Annotated in this window: 15 protein-coding genes, 1 tRNA gene and 2 pseudogenes; 10 read left to right on the forward strand and 8 right to left on the reverse strand. The window is 56.6% G+C overall.

All coding sequences use genetic code 11. From position 1 onward, the window contains the following. Window positions 1–468: pseudogene (gene petB / locus AKU79_RS00115) on the forward strand (cytochrome b); the annotation flags it as partial. Window positions 469–537: 69 nt separating this feature from the next. Here petB and AKU79_RS18770 read toward each other — a convergent pair. From AKU79_RS18770 to AKU79_RS00125, 3 genes and pseudogenes are all read right to left on the reverse strand, one after another. Next, window positions 538–1,242: pseudogene (locus AKU79_RS18770) on the reverse strand (fatty acid desaturase); the annotation flags it as partial. Between the two features lie 105 nt (window positions 1,243–1,347). Further along, window positions 1,348–1,473, reverse strand: coding sequence for a type B 50S ribosomal protein L36 (gene ykgO / locus AKU79_RS00120; RefSeq protein WP_050521456.1), 126 nt, complete (start codon window positions 1,471–1,473; stop codon window positions 1,348–1,350). 96 nt (window positions 1,474–1,569) lie between these two features. After that, window positions 1,570–1,644, reverse strand: a tRNA-Val gene (locus AKU79_RS00125). A gap of 232 nt (window positions 1,645–1,876) precedes the next feature. Here AKU79_RS00125 and AKU79_RS00130 point away from each other — a divergent pair. Then, window positions 1,877–2,734 (forward strand): N-formylglutamate amidohydrolase, encoded by an 858-nt coding sequence (locus AKU79_RS00130; protein WP_050521566.1) that lies wholly within the window; start codon window positions 1,877–1,879, stop codon window positions 2,732–2,734. Between the two features lie 69 nt (window positions 2,735–2,803). On the opposite strand, the gene clpB is transcribed toward AKU79_RS00130, so the two are convergent. After that, window positions 2,804–5,416: an ATP-dependent chaperone ClpB gene (clpB, locus tag AKU79_RS00135; protein ID WP_050521567.1), complete on the reverse strand. Its 2,613-nt coding sequence runs from the start codon at window positions 5,414–5,416 to the stop codon at window positions 2,804–2,806. A 213-nt stretch (window positions 5,417–5,629) separates the two neighbouring features. Between clpB and AKU79_RS00140 the strand changes: the two genes are divergently transcribed. Further along, on the forward strand, window positions 5,630–5,830 hold the full coding sequence (locus AKU79_RS00140; RefSeq protein ID WP_050521568.1) for a hypothetical protein: 201 nt from the start codon (window positions 5,630–5,632) through the stop codon (window positions 5,828–5,830). Here AKU79_RS00140 and AKU79_RS00145 read toward each other — a convergent pair whose 3' ends face one another. Continuing rightward, a complete protein-coding gene (locus AKU79_RS00145; protein ID WP_050521569.1) occupies window positions 5,831–6,604 on the reverse strand; it encodes a hypothetical protein in 774 nt (257 codons plus the stop codon). 130 nt (window positions 6,605–6,734) lie between these two features. Here AKU79_RS00145 and pyrF point away from each other — a divergent pair, with 130 nt between their 5' ends. From pyrF to radC, 5 genes are all read left to right on the forward strand, one after another. Then, entirely contained in the window at window positions 6,735–7,433 is a 699-nt protein-coding gene (gene pyrF, locus AKU79_RS00150) for an orotidine-5'-phosphate decarboxylase (RefSeq protein WP_050521570.1), read from the forward strand. A 12-nt stretch (window positions 7,434–7,445) separates the two neighbouring features. Continuing rightward, entirely contained in the window at window positions 7,446–8,066 is a 621-nt protein-coding gene (locus AKU79_RS00155; RefSeq protein ID WP_050521571.1) for a TIGR02466 family protein, read from the forward strand. Window positions 8,067–8,296: 230 nt separating this feature from the next. Further along, window positions 8,297–10,201, forward strand: a complete 1,905-nt coding sequence (dnaK, locus tag AKU79_RS00160; protein WP_050521572.1) for a molecular chaperone DnaK — start codon at window positions 8,297–8,299, stop codon at window positions 10,199–10,201. 75 nt (window positions 10,202–10,276) lie between these two features. After that, entirely contained in the window at window positions 10,277–11,425 is a 1,149-nt protein-coding gene (gene dnaJ / locus AKU79_RS00165) for a molecular chaperone DnaJ (protein ID WP_050521573.1), read from the forward strand. Between the two features lie 170 nt (window positions 11,426–11,595). Beyond that, window positions 11,596–12,360, forward strand: coding sequence for a RadC family protein (radC, locus tag AKU79_RS00170; RefSeq protein ID WP_050521574.1), 765 nt, complete (start codon window positions 11,596–11,598; stop codon window positions 12,358–12,360). Between the two features lies 1 nt (window position 12,361). Here the strand turns inward: radC and AKU79_RS00175 are convergent, their stop codons facing one another. The 3 genes from AKU79_RS00175 to secA all read right to left on the reverse strand — a co-directional run bounded on the left by AKU79_RS00175 (window position 12,362) and on the right by secA (window position 17,751). Beyond that, a complete protein-coding gene (locus AKU79_RS00175; protein WP_050521575.1) occupies window positions 12,362–13,849 on the reverse strand; it encodes a phosphate ABC transporter substrate-binding/OmpA family protein in 1,488 nt (495 codons plus the stop codon). 19 nt (window positions 13,850–13,868) lie between these two features. Beyond that, window positions 13,869–14,870 carry a hypothetical protein gene (locus tag AKU79_RS00180; protein ID WP_050521576.1) on the reverse strand — a complete coding sequence of 334 codons (1,002 nt, stop codon included), beginning with the start codon at window positions 14,868–14,870 and terminating at the stop codon, window positions 13,869–13,871. 175 nt (window positions 14,871–15,045) lie between these two features. Further along, window positions 15,046–17,751: a preprotein translocase subunit SecA gene (gene secA / locus AKU79_RS00185; RefSeq protein WP_050521577.1), complete on the reverse strand. Its 2,706-nt coding sequence runs from the start codon at window positions 17,749–17,751 to the stop codon at window positions 15,046–15,048. Between the two features lie 200 nt (window positions 17,752–17,951). Between secA and AKU79_RS00190 the strand changes: the two genes are divergently transcribed. Together AKU79_RS00190 and argJ are read left to right on the forward strand one after the other, a co-directional pair. Continuing rightward, window positions 17,952–18,839, forward strand: a complete 888-nt coding sequence (locus tag AKU79_RS00190) for a peptidylprolyl isomerase (RefSeq protein WP_082223850.1) — start codon at window positions 17,952–17,954, stop codon at window positions 18,837–18,839. A gap of 25 nt (window positions 18,840–18,864) precedes the next feature. Then, window positions 18,865–20,247, forward strand: coding sequence for a bifunctional glutamate N-acetyltransferase/amino-acid acetyltransferase ArgJ (gene argJ, locus AKU79_RS00195; protein ID WP_082223851.1), 1,383 nt, complete (start codon window positions 18,865–18,867; stop codon window positions 20,245–20,247). Window positions 20,248–20,342 lie beyond the last annotated feature (95 nt).

The following is a 20,342-nucleotide window of genomic DNA, read 5'->3' on the forward strand; positions in this document are numbered from 1 at the left end:
GTTGAGCACATCATGCGCGACGTGAACGGCGGCTATATGCTGCGCTATCTGCACGCAAACGGTGCATCTTTGTTCTTTATCGCTGTGTATCTGCACATTTTCCGCGGCCTGTACTACGGTTCGTACAAAGCCCCGCGTGAGATTACGTGGATCATCGGTATGATCATCTATCTGGCGATGATGGGCACGGCGTTTATGGGTTACGTTCTGCCATGGGGGCAAATGTCCTTTTGGGGTGCGACGGTTATTACCGGCCTGTTCGGCGCTATTCCGGGCATCGGCGAATCGATTCAGACTTGGTTGTTGGGCGGCCCAGCCGTTGATAACGCCACGCTGAACCGTTTCTTCAGCTTGCACTATCTGCTGCCTTTCGTGATTGCGGCCCTTGTCGCCATTCACATCTGGGCTTTCCATTCGACCGGCAACAACAACCCGACAGGTGTTGAAGTGCGCCGCACCTCGAAAGCAGCCCGATATCAAAACAAAATTGGTGCCCATCGCCGAAATCCAAAACGATGCACCCGACTTCATCAACCCATAAGGAATGCGGTTCTGTACCAAAAAGATATAGGCCGGCCCAATCAGGAACAGCGTGAACGGGCTGCGATATATCCGGTACATAAAGCGCCCAAAGGCCGAGCGGGCAAGGTATTCATCTACAGTCAACGTGGTCACATCACCAATCCCGCGCATGTCAAGGTTGCCCGAGGCAGAATGGTGGATCGCATGCTGGCGGCGCCAAACGTGATAAGGGGTCAGGGTCAACACCCCAAGGCAACGGCCGACCCAATCACTAAGCGTGCGGTTTGAAAAGAATGAGGCGTGGCCGCAGTCATGCTGAATACAGAACAGACGCACCAGAAACAGGCCGTTAAACGCACCCAAAACCAGCGACGCCAAGTAACTATACTGCAGCAACCATATAGCCACTGCCCAGAGTGCCAGTATCGGAAATACGGTCACCGCCAGCTCAAACGCGCTGCGGGTTGTATTCGGATCGCGGTATTTGGCAAGAATTGGAAGCCATTCACGCGCAGACCGATTCTGGTCCGCTGCGGCAGAGAGAGCGGCATCGCTCATATTCTGAATATTCATTCGGCTAATCTCTTCCCTGTAGTGTGGCCAGCGACTTATTGGTCTCTTGGCACTTATACCGTCCCACAATACCGTTAAGTTAATCCACGCGTTGTTGCAATCTCGCTCGGCCTCAGGTGGGCTTTGTGTCGCAGTCTGCCAGCACATCAACCCAACGCGACAACACACTTACGCCCCGGCTAGAAAAAAACCGCCGGAGCTTCCACTCGGCGGTTTTTTAACTTTAGCATGCATTATGCGTCAGCCAAGGTATTAGCCCTGACGCGCCTTATAACGCTTTTGTGTCTTGTTGATAACATAGACACGGCCTTTGCGGCGCACGACCTGGCAGTCGCGGTGACGCAACTTCAGCGAGCGGAGCGAGTTTTTGACCTTCATGGGCCTTCTCCTTATCGCGGCGCGCGTGCGCCGATTAAAACTTGTGCCCCCACATAGCGCGGGAACGATGAACCTGCAACCAATTAGGTGGCAAGATGGTGGGCGGTACTGGGATCGAACCAGTGGCCACTACGATGTCAACGTAGTGCTCTACCGCTGAGCTAACCGCCCACAGCCCGCAACGATTCCGCCATGTCTTGCCCTTGGACCCAAGTTACCAAAGAAAAGGACGCGGGCGGAACCGCGTCGGTTGGCGTGGCTATAAAAGGAGTCGCGCGTATATTCAAGAGCTTTTGTTCGGGATGATGAAACCCGCGTAACGTTGCAACAATTTGACAGAAGATTCTGTAAAGATTTGGCAAAACAAATTTCTGCGCTATACCTTCGACAAGGAGGCCCGCCTTTGTCACAAGCATTCGATCTATTCTTCCCTGAACGGCATAGCGTGCCTTTTGTCTTTTCTTCGCCACACAGCGGGCGTGATTACGCATCCACCTTTGGCACCCAAAGCAGGCTAGACCCGCTGACATTGCGTTCCTCTGAAGATGCCTATGTTGATCAACTTTTCGCGGCTGCCCCTGCCTATGGTGCACCGTTGCTTGCGTCCCGCGCCCCCCGCGCTTTTGTCGATCTGAACCGTGCCAAAGATGAGCTGGATCCGGCTGTGATCGAAGGTGTTTCGTCCTCGCATCATAATCCGCGCATCAACTCGGGCCTCGGCGTAGTGCCGCGGGTGGTTGCCGGCGGCAAGGCGATCTATTCCGGCCGCATCACCCGGGCCGAGGCCGAGGCCCGCTTGGCCGGGTTTTGGCACCCCTATCACCAGCAACTGCACATGCTGATGCGCCAGACAACCGCGCAATTTGGCAAAGCCATTCTGATCGATTGCCACTCGATGCCGCATGAGGCGATTACGTCACACAGCCGCGCCAGCAAGATTTGCCCTGACGTCGTCTTGGGCGACAGGTTTGGTGTAGCTGCCGGTCTTGGCATCATGTCACAGCTTGAAGACGCTTTTACCGCCGCGGGCTTGCGTGTTGCCCGCAACGCCCCTTTTGCCGGCGCTTATATTACCCAAGCCTATGGCAAACCAAGCAGCGGCCAGCATGTGGTGCAGGTTGAAATCGACCGATCGCTTTACATGGATGAGGCCCGCGTTGAACCCCGCGCAGATTTTGCCGCGTTCCAAGCGTTGATTTCAGGCGTGATCGCACAAATAACCGGTGCCCGTGATCAAGAGCAGCCTCTCGCCGCAGAATAACCCGCAGAATCGTCCACATGAAAAAGCCCCAGCAACATGCCGGGGCTTCTTTTGCTGTTTCAGTGCCGCTTAATGAACAACCGACATTGCAGGCTTTTCGCGTTTTGACGCGCTGACACGATCACCAATCAACAACCCTTCGGCACTGGATGAGACAGCAATCGTGCTGCCATCCATCACGTCACCGGCCAAGATCATTTCGGCCAGCGGGTCTTGCAGGCTGCGTTGGATCACCCGCTTCAAAGGTCGCGCCCCGAACACTGGGTCATAGCCTTCGTCCGCCAACCATTGTAGCGCTTCCTTATCCAGATCCAGCGTAATCTTGCGCCCAGCAAGGCGACGCTCCAGCCGTTTCAGCTGAATGGTCACAATGCCCGCCATATCCTCGCGTGCCAGACGGTCAAAGATGATCGTCTCATCCAGACGGTTCAGGAACTCGGGCCGGAAATGGCTGCGCACCGCCTCCATCACCTGCGCCCGTGCGGGTGCCGGGTCTGCCCCATCGGGCAGTTGCGACAATGCCACCGCCCCAAGGTTCGACGTTAGAATGATCAGCGTTTGCTTGAAGTCCACGGTGCGACCCTGACCATCGGTCAAAACGCCATCATCGAGCACTTGCAGCAGCACGTTGAACACGTCCGGATGCGCCTTTTCAACCTCATCGAACAGCACCACCTGATAGGGGCGGCGGCGTACGGCTTCGGTCAAAACCCCGCCTTCGTCATAGCCAACATAACCGGGAGGCGCGCCAATCAAGCGGCTAACGGCGTGTTTTTCCATGAATTCAGACATATCAATGCGCACCATCGCCTGATCGTCGTCGAACAGATACTCGGCAACAGCCTTGGTCAGCTCGGTTTTACCCACACCGGTTGGCCCGAGAAACAGGAACGAGCCCAAAGGCCGGTTCTCATCATTCAGACCGGCGCGCGCGCGCCGCACGGCATTGGCTACCGCTTTCAGCGCCTGACGTTGGCCGATGACCCGCTTGCCCAGCTCATCCTCCATTTTCAGCAGCTTGTCGCGTTCACCTTCCAGCATTTTGGTTGTCGGAATGCCCGTCCAGCGCTCAACCACTTCGGCGATCTGCTCGGGGCGCACAGCCTCGGATACCAGCGCATCCGATTCCTGCCCTTCGCTTTCCGCCAGCTTCTTTTCCAGCTGCGGAATGATGCCATAGGAAAGCTCACCCGCCTTGGCGAGGTTGCCCTCACGTTTTGCCACGTCCAATTCGGCCCGTGCGCGGTCCAGCTTTTCTTTCAACTCGCGACCGGCCTCAAGGCTGTCACGCTCATTCTGCCATTTCGCGGTCATACTGTCCGACCGCTCCATCAGATCTGCCAGCTCTTTTTCCAGCTTTTCCAAACGGTCCTTGGATGCGGCATCGTCTTCTTTCTTCAACGCCTCCGCTTCGATCTGCAATTGCAAGATCTGACGGTCCAGCGCGTCCAATTCCTCGGGCTTGCTGTCCACTTCCATCCGCAAGCGGGATGCGGCTTCATCCATCAGGTCAATCGCCTTGTCCGGTAGAAACCGGTCGGTGATATAACGGTGCGACAGGGTTGCCGCTGCAACCAGGGCCGAATCCGAGATACGCACGCCGTGGTGCATTTCATACTTATCCTTAATGCCGCGCAGAATAGAGATCGTATCCTCGACCGTCGGTTCTTCGACCATTACAGGCTGGAACCGCCGCGCAAGGGCTGCGTCTTTTTCCACATATTTGCGGTATTCGTTCAAAGTGGTCGCGCCCACGCAGTGCAGCTCGCCCCGTGCCAAAGCCGGTTTGATCAGGTTCGCGGCATCCATTGCGCCATCGGCCTTGCCAGCGCCAACCAGCGTGTGCATCTCGTCAATGAACAAGATGATCTCACCCGCCGCGCCCTCAATTTCCTTAAGGATCGCTTTCAGACGCTCTTCAAACTCGCCACGATACTTGGCACCCGCGATCAACGCGCCCATATCCAGCGCCAACAGCTTTTTGTTGCGCAAGGATTCCGGCACGTCACCATCGACAATCCGCAAGGCAAGCCCTTCGGCAATCGCGGTTTTACCCACGCCCGGTTCGCCGATCAGCACGGGGTTGTTCTTGGTCCGGCGGGAAAGCACCTGCATCGTGCGGCGAATCTCATCATCGCGGCCGATGATCGGATCAATCTTGCCCTGCTCGGCAGCCTCGGTCAGGTCACGCGCATATTTCGACAGCGCCTCATAGGTATCTTCGGCGCTGGCACTGTCAGCGGTACGACCTTTGCGAATGTCATTGATCGCGGCATTCAGGCTTTGCGCATTCACTTTGCCAGCCACCAACGCATCCTTGGCATTCGTGTTGGTCATCGCCAAGGCGACCAAAATCCGCTCAACCGGAACAAAGCTATCGCCAGCCTTTTTGGCGACTTTCTCGGCCTCGTCCAATACGCGCACAGTTGCAGGGTCCATATACGGCTGGGCATCGCCCGACACTTTGGACATTTTGCCCATCGCCAAATCCAGCGCCTGAACGACAAGCACAGGGTCGCCGCCCGCACGACGAATCAGGTTGGCCGACATTCCCTGATCATCATCCATCAGGGCTTTCAGCAAATGTTCCGGGGCAAGTCTTTGATGACTTTCGCGCATCGCAATCGTTTGGGCAGCCTGCAAGAATCCGCGCGACCGCTCTGTGAACTTTTCCATGTTCATCAGTATTCTCCTTTTTAAAGCTCCCGCCATTTGGAATGCCCTGTTGCGGCACATCCCCTCTTCGGGCCTCGACTATTATTTGGGTGCACGGCAGCACTGTTTCAAGCAGTTGTGAAGCACAAGGGGCTAAAATTTCGGAAACCAAATCTTCATTTATGCATTGTTATCTATAGCGCACCGGCTAACCGGCCTTTAACGCATAAGGACACACCTATGGCCACAACAGCCACCCGAATTGCCTATGTCGTCTATGATGCCGCCCGCAAGCATTTCGAAGCGGCTGTCGATTTTTTTGCCCCCGGCCTGCCGGTTCCGCTGCGCATCGGCGTTACCTTGCCCGCCGCGCAAAGCATCGGGTATCAGGCCCTTGTCAAAGGCCTGGTTCACGCTGCGGAACGGCAGATTTTGCGCTGATTATTCGCGTTTTTTCGGTGTCAGCAGCTTGGCGGGCCTTACCGATTCTGCAGCTTTGAACAGGCTAAATGTCTGGTTGACATAATTCACTGCGCCCGAAATTTTGTCCATATAGGCCTCCAGCGCCTCTGTGCGCTCGGCCTCGACCATTTGGATCGGGCGATCGGGGCCATTTGCTTCAAACTGGCAGTAAAACAGCGGCTCCCCCCGACGTAGAATCAGGTCTTTGGTCGGGTCATGCCACTCAAACGCCCACATCAGCGGTCGCGGCCACAGGTTTACCGGAAAGCGCCCGCCGAAAATCGTTCCGGGCAACGGGTCAGCGCGGTAATGCGCAAAGGTTCCCAGCTGCGTCAGGTACACGGTTTCATCCGAAATAAAGCAATAGGGCAACATCATCTGAATCGTCGGCCGGTCGGCAAATCGCCATTCGGCCTCATTTACCAAAACCAGAACCTCGGAAATCTTGCTCGCCCGAATGGCAGACCCCGCGCCTGCCCGATTGATCAAATGCGTCTTGCCCTTTTCATCGCGACCAAAGCCGATGTGCAAATCAAACGGGCATTTCACCACGAAATAGCGGCTTTCCATCTGGATAACCGCCGGGCAACGGCTGGCCGATTTGGCGTGGGTTTTGCTGGTCTGGCGCACAGTCAGGCGTTCTGGCGGGTCATATAAAATCGCGCCTTTGTCTTTGGTCAAAAACCAACCAACCGTCACCGGTCCCGATGATGGCCCCTCGTCTGGGCGCTCAAATTCCAAACTGACGTGCATACTCGGCCTCAATATATTACTTTTGCGTCGATTCAACTGCGCGGCAGGGGGCAAGTCAATGCGCGATGCTTGACAGCCCGCACAATAGCGCCCATCACGCAGCGATTTTACAGAAAATAAGGGGAATGACATGGCCGATGACCGTTTGATCGTGGCGCTGGATGTGCCAAATATTGTCCACGGGCAGGAATTGACCCGCAAAATTGGTGACGCCGTTTCCTTTTACAAAATCGGCTTGGGCATGTTGACGGGTGGCGGGCTCGCACTGGCGAATGAGCTGAAGCAAGAACACGGCAAGCGCATTTTTCTGGATATGAAGTTTTTCGACATCGGCGCAACGGTTGAGGCTGCGGTGCGCGGCATTGCCCAGTTTGATTTCGATTTCCTGACCGTCCACGGTGATCCGCAAGTGGTACGCGCGGCAAAACAAGGCGCGGCAGGGACCAACCTTAAAATCCTCGGCGTCACTGTGCTGACCTCGCTTGACCGCGCCGACCTTGATGCAAACCTGATCAAACCTGGCGACATTGGCGACATCACGCTGGAGCGCGCCCATAATGCGCTAGAGGCAGGCGCCGATGGCGTGATCGCCAGTCCACATGAGGCGGCCCTTATTCGTGCCCTGCCCATCGCCAAGGGGCGGCTGATCGTGACGCCCGGCGTGCGTCCGACCGGTTCATCGGCCGATGACCAAAAACGGATAGCGACCCCCGCCAGCGCCATTGCCGCAGGGGCCGACCATATCGTCGTCGGCCGCCCGATCTGGCAACATTCCGACCCACGTCTGGCTGCCCAGGTCTTGGTTTCCGAACTGCCTAAACGCACCTGAAAGGAGCCAAACATGCCCCAGATTGACAGCCTGTTCGTCACCCGTTTCTATCGCGCCGCCCTTGCCGAACAGGGCCACGCCCCCACCCCTGAAGAGTTGGAAGACACCTGCCTTGCCATCGCCGAGGATGACACCGCAGGGCAGGATTGGTGCGAAGAAAACCAGTTCCCCGGCTACACGTCCTATGCTTCGCTTGCCGATCTGGCGTGGCGCGACCCGACGTTCAAAGACCTCGTGAAAATCATCGACAAACATGTCGCAGCCTTTGCCAAGGATCTTGCCTTTGACCTTGACGGCAAGAAGCTGAAACTCGATTCAATCTGGATCAACATACTGCCGCAGGGTGGCACGCATAGCTCGCACATCCACCCCCACAGCGTTATCAGCGGCACAACTTATGTCTCGGTTCCCCCAGGCGCAGGTGCGCTAAAACTGGAAGATCCGCGCCTGCCGATGATGATGGCAGCACCCGCCCGCACCAAAGACGCGCCCGAACATCTGCGCAGCTTTATCTATAAATCGCCCGCGCCAGGCGATATTTTGCTATGGGAAAGCTGGCTGCGCCATGAGGTGCCTATGAACATGGGCGAGGATGACCGTATCAGCATCAGCTTTAACTATGGTTGGGAATAAAGCCCAAACCGCGTGAAACCGGGCCAAATGAACCAAATCCCGCAAAATTTCCTGCAAATGAGGTGAAAAACCACCGCATGGGGTGCTTGCAGGGCCTAGGCGCGGCCCCTATATACAGCCGGTAGCCGGAAAAGGCGGCCGTGCCTAGCCGTCTACAACTGGGATCGGGGATCAGGGGCCATAATGGGCCTGACCCCCATAACATCGCCGAATATGAAGAGGTATTTATCATGGCCAAAGTCATCGGGATCGACCTCGGGACAACCAACTCTTGCGTAGCTATCATGGATGGTTCGCAACCCCGGGTTCTTGAAAACGCCGAAGGTGCGCGTACAACGCCTTCAATCGTTGGTTTTACAGAATCGGAACGTCTTGTCGGTCAGCCCGCCAAACGCCAAGCTGTGACCAACCCATCAAACACTATCTTTGCGGTTAAGCGTCTGATCGGCCGTCCGATCAATGACAGCCACCTTGCAAAAGACAAGAAAAACCTGCCCTACGAATTGGTAGACGGCGGCAACGGCGACGCGTGGGTAAAAGTACGCGGTGAGAAATATTCACCCAGCCAGATCTCGGCCTTTATTCTGGGCAAGATGAAAGAAACCGCCGAGAGCTATCTTGGCGAAGAAGTAACCCAAGCTGTTATCACGGTTCCGGCTTACTTTAACGACGCCCAGCGTCAGGCCACCAAAGACGCCGGCAAAATCGCTGGTCTCGAAGTGCTGCGCATCATCAACGAGCCGACTGCGGCTGCGCTGGCTTACGGCCTTGATAAAAAAGAATCAAAAACCATCGCGGTCTATGACCTTGGTGGTGGTACCTTCGATATCACCATTCTGGAAATCGACGACGGTCTGTTCGAAGTAAAATCGACCAACGGCGACACCTTCCTTGGTGGCGAAGATTTCGACATGCGCATCGTGAACTACCTCGCGGATGAGTTCAAAAAAGAGCATTCGGTTGACCTGACCAAAGACAAAATGGCGCTTCAGCGTTTGAAAGAAGCGGCTGAAAAGGCGAAAATCGAACTGTCGTCCAGCCAGCAGACCGAAATCAACCAACCGTTCATCTCGATGGGGTCGAACGGCCAGCCGCTGCACATGGTTATGAAACTGACCCGTGCGAAACTGGAAAGCCTGGTTGGCGATCTGATCAAAGCGTCGATCAAACCTTGCCAAGCTGCGTTGAAAGATGCCGGCCTGTCCACATCTGACATCGACGAAGTTGTGCTTGTTGGTGGTATGACCCGCATGCCGCGCGTTGTTGAAGAAGTAACCAAGTTCTTTGGCAAAGAGCCGCACAAGGGTGTGAACCCTGATGAGGTTGTGGCACTGGGTGCTGCAATTCAGGCCGGCGTTCTGCAAGGCGACGTCAAGGACGTTGTTCTGCTGGACGTGACCCCGCTGTCGATGGGTATCGAAACCCAAGGTGGCGTATTCACCCGCCTGATCGACCGCAACACCACCATTCCCACCAAGAAATCCCAAGTCTTCTCAACCGCCGAAGACAACCAGAACGCCGTGACGATCCGGGTGTTCCAAGGCGAGCGTGAAATGGCTGCGGATAACAAAATCCTTGGTCAGTTCAACCTCGAAGACATCCCGCCCGCTCCACGTGGGATGCCGCAAATCGAAGTGACCTTTGATATTGACGCAAACGGTATCGTTTCCGTGGGTGCCAAAGACAAAGGCACCGGTAAGGCACAGAACATCACCATCCAGGCGTCTGGCGGCTTGTCCGAAGAAGACATCCAAAAGATGGTGAAAGACGCCGAAGAAAATGCCGAGGCTGATAAAGAACGTCGCGAATTGGTTGAGACCCGCAACCAGGCCGAAAGCCTGATGCACTCGACCAAGAAGTCGCTCGAAGAACATGGCGACAAGGTAGATCCGTCTACTGTCGAAGCCATCGAGCTTGCGATGCAGCCATTGGAAGACGCGCTGAAAACCGACGATACCAGCAAGATCAAAGGCGCAATGCAGAACCTGACGGAATCTGCAATGAAGCTGGGCGAGGCGATTTACAAAGCCAGCCAAGAGGCCGACAGCGGTGAAGAGCCGGACGAGGCGCGCTCGGTTGACGATGATATCGTCGATGCCGATTTCGAAGACCTGGGCGAGAAAAAGCGCAAGTAACACCGCAAGAATGACAGGTGGGGCGGCCTAGATAAACGGGCCGCCCCTCTGCCGTTCAAAGAGCAGAGGTTTGCTATGGCAAAACGAGATTTTTACGAAGTGCTCGGGGCCTCGCGCGGTGCATCCGCAGATGAGCTAAAGAAGGCCTATCGCAACAAGGCGAAAGAGCTTCACCCCGACCGCAATTCCGACAACCCCAAGGCCGAAGAACAGTTCAAAGAAGTGAACGCGGCCTATGAGGTGCTAAAGGATGCCGAAAAAAAGGCCGCCTATGATCGCTATGGCCATGCTGCCTTTGAAGGCGGAATGGGAGGGCCACGCGGCGGGCAACCCGGCGGCGGCAATGGCGATTTCGCCAGTGCGTTTTCGGATGTGTTCGAAGACCTGTTCGGCGATTTCATGGGTGGGCAACGCGGAGGTGGCGGCCGTTCGCGTGCGCAACGCGGGTCTGACCTACGCTATAACCTGCGTGTTTCGCTGGAAGAAGCTTTTGCGGGTATCCAGAAAACCATCAACGTACCGGCCTCGGTCGCCTGTGAATCCTGCCGCGGCTCGGGCGCCGAGGGTGGTGCCGAGCCAGTAACCTGCCCCACCTGTTCGGGCATGGGTAAGGTACGGGCGCAACAAGGCTTTTTCACGGTTGAACGCACTTGTCCAACCTGCAACGGCATGGGCCAGACCATCAAAAACCCGTGCAAGAAATGCGCAGGTGCCGGCCGCGTAGAACAAGACCGTGCTTTGTCGGTTAACATTCCGGCAGGCGTTGAAACCGGCACGCGTATCCGGCTGGCTGGCGAAGGCGAAGCCGGTTTGCGTGGTGGGCCATCGGGTGACTTGTACATCTTTATCGAAGTGCGCGAGCACGCGATTTTCCAACGCGACGGTACGCATCTGTTCTGCCGCGTGCCGGTAACCATGGCCACAGCCGCGCTGGGTGGTGAGGTAGAGGTGCCAACAATCGATGGCGGCAAAAGCCGGGTGAAGGTGCCAAGTGGCAGCCAGACAGGTAAGCAGATGCGTCTGCGCTCCAAAGGTATGCCCGCGCTGCGTGGTGGTGGAGTTGGCGATATGCTGATTGAATTGGCGGTTGAGACACCGGTGAACCTGACTTCGAAGCAGAAGGAACTTCTGCGCGAGTTTGAAAAGCTGTCAGAAGACAATAATCCCGAAGGGCAGACCTTCTTTTCCAAGGTGAAAACCTTTTGGGACGGGATGAAAGGCTAACAGGGTTGCCAAATTCGGGGGCATCGAACCCCCGGATTTGGCCCTGACGGGGCTACTGCATCTGCGCATCGGATTTAGGTTGAGGCCGGGATCAGGTATTTTTGCCAAGATGAAACCGGTGGGTGTTTTCATTAACACAATCTTTACAAAGGCTGTGGCAGCCTGTGGGCATGAGCCAGAGCAACGCCTTTCATGAAACCAATATGCCGCTATTTGCGGAGATGGATGAGGCTGTGCCGGTAACGCCTTTGTCAGGCAAGCTGCCGTCCTATATTTCGGATCACCGCAAGCGTCTGCGTGCGCGCTTTATGGATGGTGGGGCCGCGGCAATGCCGGATTATGAGTTGCTAGAACTGATCTTGTTTCGCGCCATTCCACGGCAAGATGTAAAGCCATTGGCGCGGGTGTTGCTCGATACATTCGGCGACTTCAATCGCGTTGTCACCGCCCCTGCGGCCCGGTTGGTCACAGTGCAGGGCGTTGGCGATGCCGTTGTGCAGGAGTTGAAAATCGTCGAAGCAGCGGCCCAGCGGATGATGCGGGCGCGGGTGATGAACAAACCGGTGTTGTCGTCCTGGAATGCACTGATAGATTATTGCCATACAGCTATGGCCCACCGCGAGACCGAACAGTTCCGCATTTTGTTTTTGGACCGCAAGAATGTGTTGATCGCTGATGAGGAACAGGCCCGTGGCACAGTGGATCATGTGCCGGTTTATCCGCGAGAGGTGGTAAAGCGCGCCTTGGAACTGAACGCTAGTGCGCTGATACTGGTTCACAATCATCCATCAGGTGACCCGACCCCGTCAGAGGCGGATATCAGCATGACGGGTCAAATTCAGGATGCAGCGCAAGTTTTGGGCATTACGTTGCACGATCATCTTATCATCGGCAAAGAACAGGAACTGAGCTTTCGCGCCTCGGGGTATTTATAGGTTATGGTTCAGCATCTGGCGCGGGATGCGACCACAGCTCTACCCGTCGGTTTATGCGGCGGCCGGTTGCGGTGGTATCGCAGGCCATCGGCATCGCCTCGCCAAAGGCCTGCGTCTTGGGCAGTTGCGCCTCGGTCAGGTCAGGTGCCACGGCATGCAGGGCACGGCGAACTGCCTCGGCACGGTCTTTGGACAGGGCAAGGTTTGCGTCGGCTTCCCCTGCGCCGTCAGAGAACCCGACAAACTGTAAATCTTCACCCTTGAACCGTCCCGCTGCAATGTGGCGGGCCAGATCGGAGAGCGCCTCACGCGAACGGGCATCGAGCTGCGACGAACCATCTTGAAAGCGAAATGTCATCGACACACGCTGCCCCCCGGTCATCGCTGCGGCGAGGCGTTGCAACGTGGCAAGCGATACCTCGTTGCCCGCATTTCGGATTGCGCCCAACAAGCGCTGGCCGTCATCCGTGAGCGGCGCTGTTCCGATACGTTTGTCAATATAACCAGCGGCTGCCACAATGGATTGCGCACTATCGGTCGCCAGATAGTCCATGAATTCACGCAGCATCAAGGGCTGACGGTGCCGCGCCCCCCCCAGAAACAGCGGCACGGCCAAAGGATAATCCTCGGCCTTTACGGCCATCGCCGTGGCCAACATCGGGAACCCGCAAGAATCGGTCAGCGCCAGGACCCGTGCAGGCCCTAGGTCCGATTGCCCCGTCAGCGCCAATCCCCAAGGGTCACGCGCAACGGCGGCGGCCAGTTCGGTTGCTGTGGCATGGCGTGGGCCATCGGCCAAAACCCCTGCCCTTGCGCGGATCGCTGAACCAAGAGCCGCATCCCCCTTCAACCCATGCACAACAATCGGCATATCGGGACCACCGAAATCCTGCCAATTGGTAATTGTACCAGCAAGCGCAGCCGCCAAATCGATACTGCTGATAGCCGGAAACCGGTTTTCAGCCGAAACAATCGGGACCAGAGCCTCTGTCCCCACCACGGTGTTGCGCAGTTTGGGCAATGCTTCGAACCCGACAACCATTGATGCCTGCTGGTTCAACACAGCCGCCAGTGCCGCATCCGATGTCATCGGCGAAAACGATATCAAAGCAAGCGGTTGGCCGCTAGCCGGGTCACGAATTTCAGCGACGCCGCCGGCCACATAGTTCAGGCCGCGCGCGGCGGCAAAGCCCGCAAACAAGCTGGGAAGCAATCGCTTTTCTGGCCCCGAAGGGCCAACAACGGTGATCCTTGCCAAAGGCGCTGTCAGTTTCGGGCAAGCGGGCCCCGTACAAATAACCGCATCGGCATCCACCGTCAGCCCGCCATATTCGGTTTCAACGCGATAGAACGCGCCATCAAAACTGATCATGTGACCAGTCAGCGCCAAGCCGCCATCTAGCGCGGTCAGCGTGACATCCTGCGCATACGCCAAGGGCGCAAGAAGAAGCGCGGCGAATGCCGCAGCGCACCCAATAATCTGCCGCATAAGACCCCGCGCAAAAACCCTAGTTCGATGCGGCGAGTTTCAGGTCAGGCAGCGGATTGTTCAACACCAGAACGTCACCAACCGCATCACAAGTTGGGGTTGTCATGGTCAAATCTGTCTTTGTCACCTCGCCTGCCTCGCTCAGCAACACTTCGCCCAGCAATTCTCGGTCGCAGGTGGCTTTGGTCACACTGGCCTCAATCGTCAAGTCAACGGTTTCGGTGGCATTCGACGGATAGGTATACACTTCGGCCAGCATCGGCATTGGCGAAGTGCGGTCGCCCAGCACACTCAGATAGCCGCCCTTGGTTGGAATATTGGGCATGGGGCGCTGCGTATGCTCTGCATTTACATGGCCGGTTTGACCAAAACCCGCGCCGTTTTCAAAGGCATTCAACTGGAACGCATCGTCGGCCATCCATTGGACCGCAAACCTGCGATATTGCGCCAAATCTGGCAGAGGCGCGGCTGTCTCTACCGCATTCCCGTCAGCAAACAATACCGAAACCGCGCCTGATGCTTCCATGCCAGGAATCACCGCAAACAGCGCCCCTGATTCCGAGGTCATCGCAGTAATCGTCAGGCCACCATGGCGCACAACCACGCGCTCGGATACGTGGCAGGGTGCAATCAGTGTCAGCTCCAGCATTGCGTGATCGATTGCGATTGCGTCCAAGGAAGCATCACATTTGCCATCGACAGGCCCATCGGTTGCCACCTCCGCAGTTGCTGTGGCCGGTGCCATAAGCGGGGCCGCTGTTGGCGCAAAAGCTGTGTCTGGCAATATGGGTGCAGGCAAAACATCCTGACTCTGGATAGCACCAAGACTTGGCATAGGGCCCATCCCTGCCGCCAAAGGAACAATCTCTTGTGGCTCCGGCGCCATTTCTGCGACAGCAGGCGCTTTGGCGGTCGCCCCCTGCCCAAACTGCACACCAAGGCCGTTCTGTATAAATTGTCCGGCACCCGCCGCCACGGCAAGAGTGGCCGCGACCATCGCAATTTTGCGCTTCAGTTCCATTCCAGATCTCCCGCAGGGTCGGTACTATTGCCTACTTTGATAAACACCAAGCAAGGCGCGGCCATGGCAAAAATAGGAAATGTTTTATGCAATTGTGACGTGGGCTTTGCCGCAAAAGAAAACGGGGGCAAGTATTTGCCCCCGTTTCAATTCAATCAGCATTGTCAGACAGGTTTCAGGTAAGGCGCCCGTGGCAATGTTTGAATTTGTTGCCCGAACCGCATGGGCAAGGATCATTCCGCGCCGGATCACCCCACGTTGCAGGGTCATTCTCGTCAAAGCCGTTCTCTGCAACCTCAACGGCCTCGGCAACCTCGGCCTCGGGATGTGTCGCAACACCACCTGCGGCGGCGCGTTGCTGGGCTTGGTACTGCTCCATCATCGCCTTTTGCTCGGCGGCGGTCAGGGGGCGCACTTGGGACAGGCGCTGCGTCACGTCTTGGCGCAATGAGTTCAGCAACGATTCGAACAGCGCAAAGGCTTCGGTTTTATACTCGGACAGCGGGTCGCGCTGCGCATACCCCCGGAACCCCACGACCGAGCGCAGATGCTCAAGCGTCACCAGATGTTCGCGCCATTTGGTATCGATGGTCTGCAACAACACCTGCTTTTCAATGTTGCGCATCGTCTCGGTGCCAAAGGCGTCTTGCTTTTCGGCCATCGCCTTGTCTGTGGCTTCCTCGATGCGTTGCAGCATCAGTTCTTGGTCAACGCCTTCCTCTTTGGCCCAATCGGCAACCGGCAGATCCTGCGCCAGCTTGTCGATAACTGCGGCGTGCAGCCCATCGACATCCCATTGATCGGCATAGGATTTCGCAGGCAGATAGTGATCTACCAAATCCTCAACCACTTGATGACGCATATCCTCGGCAATCTCGGCCAAGTCTTCGGTTTGCATGATTTCCAGACGCTGGCCAAAGATCGCTTTGCGCTGATCATTCATCACGTCATCGAATTTAAGCAATTGCTTGCGGATGTCGAAGTTGCGGCCTTCAACCTTGGCCTGCGCTTTCTCCAGCGATTTGTTGACCCAGGGGTGAACAATCGCTTCGCCTTCTTTCATGCCCAGTTTGGACAGAACCGCGTCCAAACGCTCGGACCCGAAAATCCGCATCAGGTCATCTTCCAGCGACAAGAAAAACGAAGACCGTCCCGGATCGCCCTGACGGCCAGAGCGGCCCCGCAACTGGTTGTCAATCCGACGGCTTTCGTGGCGTTCGGTTGCCAGCACGAACAATCCGCCCGCCGCTTTCACGCGCTCTTTTTCATCGGCATGTTCTGCCTCGATCCGCTTGCGAATCTCATCGGGGTTCGCTTCGGGGTCGGCGGCCAATGCCTCCAAAACCTTCATCTCGACGTTGCCACCAAGCTGAATATCGGTGCCACGACCAGCCATGTTGGTCGCAATTGTGACGGCGCCGAATTTGCCAGCATCGGCAACGATCTGGGCCTCTTGCTCATGCTGACGCGCGTTCAGCACGTTATGCGCAACGCCTTCCTTTTTCAGCATATCCGACAAGAACTCGGATTTCTCAATCGAGGTCGTCCCCACCAAAATCGGCTGGCCCTTGGCATTCGCCTCTTTGATCGACTTTACCACGCCTTCATATTTTTCCCGCGCGGTGCGGTAAACCTGGTCATGGTCATCGACGCGGGCAATCGGGCGGTTGGTCGGCACTTCAACCACACCCAGCCCGTAAATTTCCATGAATTCCTCGGCTTCGGTGCTGGCTGTGCCAGTCATCCCGCCCAGTTTGTCATAGAGACGAAAATAGTTCTGGAACGTCACCGATGCCAAAGTCACGTTTTCGGGCTGAATAGCCACACCTTCCTTGGCCTCGATCGCCTGATGCAAACCGTCCGACAAGCGGCGGCCACGCATCATGCGGCCGGTAAATTCGTCGATCAGCATCACTTCGCCGTCCCGCACGATATATTGCTGGTCGCGCAAGAACAGCTTGTGTGCGCGCAGGGCTTGGGTCACGTGATGCACCAAAGTCGTGCTTTCAGGGTCATACAGGTTCTGCCCTTCCGGCAGCAGACCAGCAGTCAGCAAACGCTCTTCCAGAAATTCGTTGCCCTCATCCGTGTAGGTCACGTTGCGGGTCTTTTCGTCCAGTTTGAAATGCTCGGGCAACACTTCGGGGATCAGCTTGTCCACAGCTGTGTACAGCTCGCTCCGGTCTTGGCTTGGGCCAGAGATGATCAAAGGCGTCCGCGCCTCATCAATCAAAATACTGTCCACCTCGTCGACGATCGCATAGAAATGCCCACGCTGTGACATTTCCTCGATGCTGGCTTTCATGTTGTCGCGCAGATAGTCAAAGCCCAGTTCGTTGTTCGTCGCATAGGTAATATCGGCGCGGTACGCCTCGCGCTTTTCTGCGTCGTCCTGGTAGGGGTATACAACACCGGTGGTCAGCCCCAAAGCGCCGTAAACCTTGCTCATCCATTCCGCATCGCGCTTGGCCAGATAGTCGTTCACGGTGACAATGTGCACACCTTTGCCCGCCAGCGCGTTCAGATAGGCCGGGAAAGTCGCCATCAGCGTCTTGCCCTCGCCGGTTTTCATCTCGGCAATATTGCCCTGATGCAGGAAAATCCCGCCCTTTAGCTGCACGTCAAAGGCGCGCAGGCCCAAAGCACGGCGCGCGGCCTCGCGGCAGTTGGCAAAGGCTTCCGGCAACAACGCATCAAGGCTCTCGCCATTTTGTGCACGGGCAGCAAGTGCCTCGGTCTTGGCCTTGATCTCTGCGTCCGAAAACGCCTTGAACTCTGGCTCTAGCGCGTTGATCTTTGCGACCAGCGGGCGAACCGATTTAACCTTGCGGTCGTTTGGCGTTCCAAAGACCTTTTTGGCAAGTGTTCCAATACCCAGCATAATTTCTCCGTGGCCCATTCCAGCAATATCAGGGCTTCCTGACATGATCGTTCAAGCGTCTGGCCTTGCCCGCACCCATAAGGTCCCTTAAATAGGGGGCAAGCTTTGAAGACTGCTTACTCGACCTTCGCGATGTAAGCGGCGATGCAGGGCAAGTCAATGTTGCGCACCCGCGCAGCTTCAGCCTAAGGACAATAAAAATGGGTAAATCAGTGACTTTTTCGGCAGCTATTGCCTTGGCAATGGCCCTCGGCGCAGCACCCCTTGCCGCGCAAGAGACCGCAACAGCCGAAAAAGCGGCCGTAGTAGTGCCAGAAGGCGGCGCAAATGCCGTGATTGCAACTGTGAACGGCAAAGCGATCACTTTGGGTCACTTGATCGTGCTGCGGGCCAACCTGCCCGAACAATACCAAAACCTGCCCGATGACGTGCTGTACAAAGGCATCCTGAACCAATTGATCCAGCAAGCTGCCCTTGCGCAAAGCGCCGAACCCAAGATCACCCTGCGCGACACCCTTGCGATTGAAAATGACCAGCGCGGCTATTTGGCCGGTGTGGCATTGCAAGGCGTGGCCGAGGCCGCTGTCACCGATGAGGCCCTGCAAAAGGCCTATGACGCCAAATTCGCCAATGCGGTTGAAACCAAGGAATACCACGCCGCCCATATCCTCGTCGCAACCGAGGAAGAAGCCAAAGACCTGAAAGCGCAAATCGACGCAGGTGCCAGCTTTGCCGAACTGGCCAAGGCGCATTCTTCCGATGGTGCCGCTGCAAATGGCGGTGATCTGGGCTGGTTCAGCCAAGGTATGATGGTCAAGCCGTTTGAAGATGCCGTTCTGGCTATGAAAGTCGGCAAAGTCTCGGACCCGGTGCAAACACAGTTTGGCTGGCACCTTATCAACCTGACCGAAACCCGCATCAAAGCCGCGCCTACACTTGATGAAATGCGCGATGAACTGGCGTCCGAGATCGAACAAGCCGCCGTCGAGGCCCATGTCAAAGCCATCACCGACGCGGCAAAGATCGAGCGTCCGGGCGAAGGGTTCGACCCAGCCTTGATGCGTGACCAATCGCTGCTTGATAAATAAACATTGTACAACAGGGGGCATTGAAATGGCCAAGACCGACTGGAAGACCACCGCTAAAAAATTGAAAAAGCGGCTCAAAGTTCTAAAGTCCGAGCTGGAGTTGCGGGTCCATGATGCCGCAGCCGTTGTCGCGGCCACCACTGCCCCCTCTGCCCCTGCCCCTGTGAAAGCGGGCAAAAAAGTATCCCCGCTTGCCCCCAAAGGCGGCTTTCCCAAACTGCCGACAATCGCGGGTGCCGAATTTTCGGCTGTCGAGGCAGGCGTGAAATACCTGAACCGCAAAGATGTCATGCTGGTGCGCCTTGCGGCCGGCACAGCCATCGCAGGTGTTTTTACCAAATCCACAACCCGCGCGGCCTGCGTGCTGGATTGTCAGGCCAAGCTCGCGCAAAAGGCGCCGCTTGATGCCGGTGCCGCGATCATCGTGAATTCGGGCAATTCCAACGCCTTTACCGGTGCCCTCGGCCAGCAATCGGTTGATGCTGTCACCGGCGGCGTGGCCGAGGCACTTGGCATCCCCGCCAACCGCGTTTTCTCTTCCTCCACCGGTGTTATAGGCGAACCACTGCCCCATCACCGCATCACCGCCGTCATCCCCGATTTGGTTGCCGGGCTTAAGGCCGATGCTGTCGATATGGCTGCCGCGGCGATCATGACGACCGACACATTTGCCAAAGGCGCCGCCGCGACCATCCAAGGCGATGGCGGCGAGATCCACATTTCCGGTATCGCCAAAGGCTCAGGCATGATTGCGCCCGATATGGCCACCATGTTGGTCTATATCTTCACCGATGCCAAAATCTCGCAGAATATGCTGCAAAAGATGCTGTCACGCAATGTAGACAGCACCTTTAACGCCATCACGGTTGATAGCGACACCTCCACCTCTGACGCGCTCTTGCTCTGTGCTACGGGTCAAAGCCCCGCTGCCCCCCTGAAAGGTGCCAAAGCCAAAGCCTTTGAAACCGCGCTTCACGGCGTCATGCTCGATTTGGCCAAGCAAGTCACCCGTGACGGTGAAGGTGCAACCAAGCTGGTCGAAGTTCAAATCACCGGCGCCGCCACTGACCATGATGCCCATCTCGCCGCCATGGCCATTGCCAACTCGCCCCTCGTCAAAACCGCTGTGGCTGGTGAAGATGCCAATTGGGGCCGCGTTGTTATGGCCATCGGTAAATCCGGCGCATTGGCCGAACGCGACAAGCTTTCGATCCGCTTTGGCGATCTGGTCGTCGCCAAAAATGGCTGGCGCAGCCCTGATTACTCCGAAGATGCCACCTCGGCCTATATGAAAAACGACGAGCTCGTCATTGGGGTCGATATGGGGATGGGCAAGGCCAAGAAAACCGTCTGGACCTGCGACCTTACCCATGGCTACATCGACATCAATGCCGATTACCGCTCGTGATTTCATCTTGGTAAAAATACCTTCCGAGGGTCGTCCATTGCGCGCCATTGGGTCAAGCGCAATGGACGACCGTGGCGCAAGGCCCCCAGTGCCAG

The sequence above is a fragment of the Pseudorhodobacter wandonensis genome, from assembly GCF_001202035.1.
Taxonomy (GTDB): domain Bacteria; phylum Pseudomonadota; class Alphaproteobacteria; order Rhodobacterales; family Rhodobacteraceae; genus Pseudorhodobacter; species Pseudorhodobacter wandonensis.

Excerpts from the sequence above, each read along its gene's own strand:
- dnaJ (WP_050521573.1), top strand. The coding sequence starts at position 10,277 with ATGGCAAAACGAGATTTTTACGAAGTGCTCGGGGCCTCGCGCGGTGCA.
- AKU79_RS00180 (WP_050521576.1), bottom strand. The coding sequence starts at position 14,870 with ATGGAACTGAAGCGCAAAATTGCGATGGTCGCGGCCACTCTTGCCGTG.
- AKU79_RS00155 (WP_050521571.1), top strand. The coding sequence starts at position 7,446 with ATGCCCCAGATTGACAGCCTGTTCGTCACCCGTTTCTATCGCGCCGCC.
- AKU79_RS00175 (WP_050521575.1), bottom strand. The coding sequence starts at position 13,849 with ATGCGGCAGATTATTGGGTGCGCTGCGGCATTCGCCGCGCTTCTTCTT.
- AKU79_RS00145 (WP_050521569.1), bottom strand. The coding sequence starts at position 6,604 with ATGCACGTCAGTTTGGAATTTGAGCGCCCAGACGAGGGGCCATCATCG.
- radC (WP_050521574.1), top strand. The coding sequence starts at position 11,596 with ATGAGCCAGAGCAACGCCTTTCATGAAACCAATATGCCGCTATTTGCG.
- ykgO (WP_050521456.1), bottom strand. The coding sequence starts at position 1,473 with ATGAAGGTCAAAAACTCGCTCCGCTCGCTGAAGTTGCGTCACCGCGAC.
- pyrF (WP_050521570.1), top strand. The coding sequence starts at position 6,735 with ATGGCCGATGACCGTTTGATCGTGGCGCTGGATGTGCCAAATATTGTC.
- AKU79_RS00140 (WP_050521568.1), top strand. The coding sequence starts at position 5,630 with ATGGCCACAACAGCCACCCGAATTGCCTATGTCGTCTATGATGCCGCC.
- secA (WP_050521577.1), bottom strand. The coding sequence starts at position 17,751 with ATGCTGGGTATTGGAACACTTGCCAAAAAGGTCTTTGGAACGCCAAAC.
- clpB (WP_050521567.1), bottom strand. The coding sequence starts at position 5,416 with ATGAACATGGAAAAGTTCACAGAGCGGTCGCGCGGATTCTTGCAGGCT.
- argJ (WP_082223851.1), top strand. The coding sequence starts at position 18,865 with ATGGCCAAGACCGACTGGAAGACCACCGCTAAAAAATTGAAAAAGCGG.
- AKU79_RS00190 (WP_082223850.1), top strand. The coding sequence starts at position 17,952 with ATGGGTAAATCAGTGACTTTTTCGGCAGCTATTGCCTTGGCAATGGCC.
- dnaK (WP_050521572.1), top strand. The coding sequence starts at position 8,297 with ATGGCCAAAGTCATCGGGATCGACCTCGGGACAACCAACTCTTGCGTA.